The organism is Vibrio sp. OPT46, from assembly GCF_015163535.1.
GTDB lineage: Bacteria > Pseudomonadota > Gammaproteobacteria > Enterobacterales > Vibrionaceae > Vibrio > Vibrio alginolyticus.
This window is the reverse complement of the sequence record NZ_JADDYG010000584.1, coordinates 11,265-14,810: the sequence shown is the minus strand read 5'-3', so window position 1 is coordinate 14,810 and position 3,546 is coordinate 11,265. Positions and strand designations below refer to the sequence as shown.

Here is a 3,546-nt window from a genome sequence, read left to right as displayed (position 1 = left end):
ATAGCGAAGGGGACTCTGGCTTTGAGCCTGTCGATACCAACACATCTGGCTTTGGTAACAACGGCAGCAGTGGCGGCGGTGCTCTCGGATCAGGGTTGATCATGCTTGGAGGCTGGTTTGGTTTGCTAAGACACCGCAGAAATTATTCGCGCTCCTAGTAGCGTCAACAAGACATCATAATATCTTGCGCTTAACGCGAGAGTTAATGATGTCTTCAATCATCTTTTGCTCTTTTTTCGCTTTTTCATAGTTCTGCTTAGTACGCCAACGTTCAAGCACTTTTTCTAACCCTTGAACGCGTGCGTGCTTGTGTTCTAGCGTTTTCTGTACAAATGCACATTCCGCTTGCATAACGGCTTGCTCTTGCTCGTGGTGACGAAGCATTCTTTGTAGCATTTGGTCAACACGATTAAAGTTCATCAAGGCCGCGCTCGTTAGCGTCGGGCCGGTTCGGGTTGATTGTCCAGCGTGGCCTTTCAACGCCGATAACTGTTCCAATTGCATTGAAAGATGGGAGTGACGCTGACGCATGGCATCAAGTTGTTGACCCACACGATCACGCTGTTTTTCTTCCATTTGCTGTAACTTGCCTACGGCTTTTAACTTGGATTTCATTTCAGCCTTGCCACTCCCATTTGATTAAGCACTTTGAAAAAGCTGCGCGAGCTCGGTCAAACTGGTTGGGTAATCTACAGACTCGCTGGCAGCTTGTTGTAGATATGCACGCAAATTTGGATACATAGCAACAGATTGATCTAACTCAGGATCTTGTCCTGGTTGATAACCCCCTAATGGCAGTAACTCTTTAACCTGAAGGTAGTTGGAGTACATTTGACGGAAGTTATTCGCAATCGTGCTGTGTGCGGCCTGCGTACAAGTATTCATACAACGGCTAATAGACGCGTTGATATCTATCGCGGGATAATGCCCTTGCTCAGCCAGTTGACGCGATAAAACGACATGCCCATCTAAGATGGCGCGCGCGGAATCCACGACAGGATCTTGTTGGTCGTCCCCTTCTGCCAATACGGTATAAATTGCCGTTAAGCTACCATGTTGATTTTCACTGTTACCCGCTCGCTCTAGGAGTTGAGGTAACACGCTGAAGACTGAGGGCGGATAACCACGAGAAGCTGGAGGCTCTCCGAGCGAAAGAGCGATTTCGCGCTGTGCCATGGCGTATCGGGTTAGAGAGTCCATCAGAAGTAGAACGTCTTTGCCTTGGTCTCGGAAATACTCTGAAACGCGATGACAAAGTAGTGTCGCTCTTAACCTCATTAGCGGGGATTCATCAGCAGGAGCCGCGATAATGATCGCTTTCTTGCGCGCTTCTGGGGTTAAGTTTCTCTCAATGAACTCACGTACTTCTCTGCCTCGCTCACCGATAAGCCCGACCACAATTACATCGGCCTCCGTGTTTTTGGTGATCATCCCCATTAACACACTTTTACCGACGCCACTGCCAGCCATCAAACCAATACGTTGGCCTTTGCCTACCGTTAATAGTCCATTAATCGCACGCACGCCTACGTTGAGTGGTGTATCAACTGGGCGTCGCTTCAGTGGGTTAATCGGTTTTGGTTCAAGTGAAACTCGCTCTCCCCCCTTAAGCGGTGCCCCGTCATCTAACGGCTCACCTAAACCATTCAGTACGCGTCCTAACCACTGAGAGCTTAGCTGCACGGTACTGTCACCATCAAGAGGGATGACTTTTGCACCTGCAAACAGACCGCCTAAACGGCGGATAGGCATGAGGTAAGCAATAGTGTGTTCAAAGCCCACAACTTGCGCTTCGATCATATCGCCTTCCGCGGTTTCTACGAGACAACGCTGCTCAAGCTTAAACCGACACCCTACGGCTTGTAACATTAAACCGTTTACTTTTATCAATCGCCCTGTTACGCGAGCAACAGGGATTGAATCAAGCGAAGCCAAGGCTTCGCTCAAACGCTCACTTAATAGTTCATGGCTTAGGGTATTACTCATGCTCAGACTCTACCTGTGGAATACTGACTTCATCCAAAAGGTGTTGCTTTACATTGTCCATACAGGCTTCCAAACGAGAGTCGCAGCTCGCATCCGCTTCTGCGTCATCAGTCACTAACTGACAGCCACCAATAGGAAGCTCCGTATTAGGGACCAGTTTCCAAGATTGCGGCAAATCAGCATTGATGTGAGTAATGCGCTCTAAATCTTGCGGATTTAAATGCACAGTTACTGTTTCCGCTTTACCAGGCATGGCAGACAATGTCTCGTCCACCAAAGCTAGGATCTGCTGAGGCATTAAAGTGAGCTCGGCACGAATCACTTGCTGAGCTACCTTTTGTACCAGTTCACAAATCATATGGCGTTGTTGCTGTTCTTTTTCATCTTGCCAACGAGAAAGGGCGTGAAAAAGTTCATTGACAGGCTTCGCCGCCTCCAAAAAGCCTTGCTTTCCAGACTGCTCACCGGAAACAAAGCCTTTTTGGAAACCTTCTTTTTGGCCTTCCAACAGACCTTGTTGCTTGCCCTGTTCGATACCTTGGCGTAAGCCTTCCTCATGTCCTTGTTGCAAACCTTGTTGAAAACCTTCTTCAAGTTGCTGTTGGATATCAATTTGAGGTTCTTGCCAGCCTTGGTTATCTAGCCCGAATTCGTCTTCGATAGTCTTAGGTTGCGCTAAAGGCGGAAAACGGTGTAAACGATACCCGCTCGGAGGCAATCGCATAGTACTTGATTTTATCTCTAGCATGACCTTACTCCACCGTTGGCTCTTCATAGAGAAGCAGCTGAACTTCACCAGATTCATCCAGCTCACGTACCATTTGCATGATGTCTTGACGTGCTTTTTGAACTCGACTTAACGCAACAGCGCCGCGTGCGTCCATGTCATCTTCTAGCGCTTTCACCATACGTTGCGGCATTGAACGCTTAATAGCTTGTTGTAAGGTAATATCGGAACCTTTTAGCGCAACTGCCCACAACTCTAGCGGGATTTGCTGCACCAACATGTCCATAGTTTCTTCGCGTTGTCGGCCAAGAACCATAAAGTCGAACATGTTTTCTTCAATTGCATTAACAACATCTTCATCATGCAACTTCAGCATTTCCATCAATGAACCACGGTCACCTTCAAAGCGGTTAATGATATCTGCTGCTTGCTTAACACCTGATAACGGCGTGCTTTGACTTGCGGATACTTTTTCGATGCAACGCTCAACGAGTTCATGCAAATCAACGGCAACTTGATGATCGATATCTTGCAATTGAGCAATACGGAACAAGATTTCGTCATGGTAATCTTGTGGCAAGTGCTTCAATACCGCTGAAGAGCTGTCTGCTGGCAAATACGCTAGAAAAATTGCTTGCATTTGTGGGTGCTCGTTCACAATGAAACGAGCGAGAGTTTCTGCTTCCACCCACTGTAAGCGCTGCATATTGTTGCGAATTTCATCGCCATATAAGGTATTTAATAACCCTTTTGCCAAATCGTTACCCAATGCTTTACGCAATGTATTAGATAGGTATTCCTTAGAGGCTCCTCGAATACCGCTGTGCTCACGG

At 47.4% G+C, this 3,546-nt stretch carries 4 protein-coding genes; all 4 read right to left on the bottom strand.

Translation table 11 applies throughout. From position 1 onward, the window contains the following. Positions 1-174 precede the first annotated feature (174 nt). Positions 175-615 carry a flagellar export protein FliJ gene (fliJ, locus tag IQR33_RS23270; protein WP_193837775.1) on the bottom strand — a complete coding sequence of 147 codons (441 nt, stop codon included), beginning with the start codon at positions 613-615 and terminating at the stop codon, positions 175-177. A 24-nt stretch (positions 616-639) separates the two neighbouring features. Then, complete coding sequence (gene fliI / locus IQR33_RS23265) at positions 640-1,986, bottom strand: flagellar protein export ATPase FliI (protein WP_193837776.1); 1,347 nt, start codon at positions 1,984-1,986, stop codon at positions 640-642. Next, positions 1,979-2,734 carry a flagellar assembly protein FliH gene (gene fliH / locus IQR33_RS23260; RefSeq protein ID WP_064354936.1) on the bottom strand — a complete coding sequence of 252 codons (756 nt, stop codon included), beginning with the start codon at positions 2,732-2,734 and terminating at the stop codon, positions 1,979-1,981. Before fliH ends, fliI begins: the two co-directional genes overlap by 8 nt. 4 nt (positions 2,735-2,738) lie before the next feature. Then, positions 2,739-3,546, bottom strand: an 808-nt coding sequence (locus tag IQR33_RS23255; RefSeq protein ID WP_193844089.1) for a FliG C-terminal domain-containing protein, incomplete at its 5' end; no start/stop codon positions are given.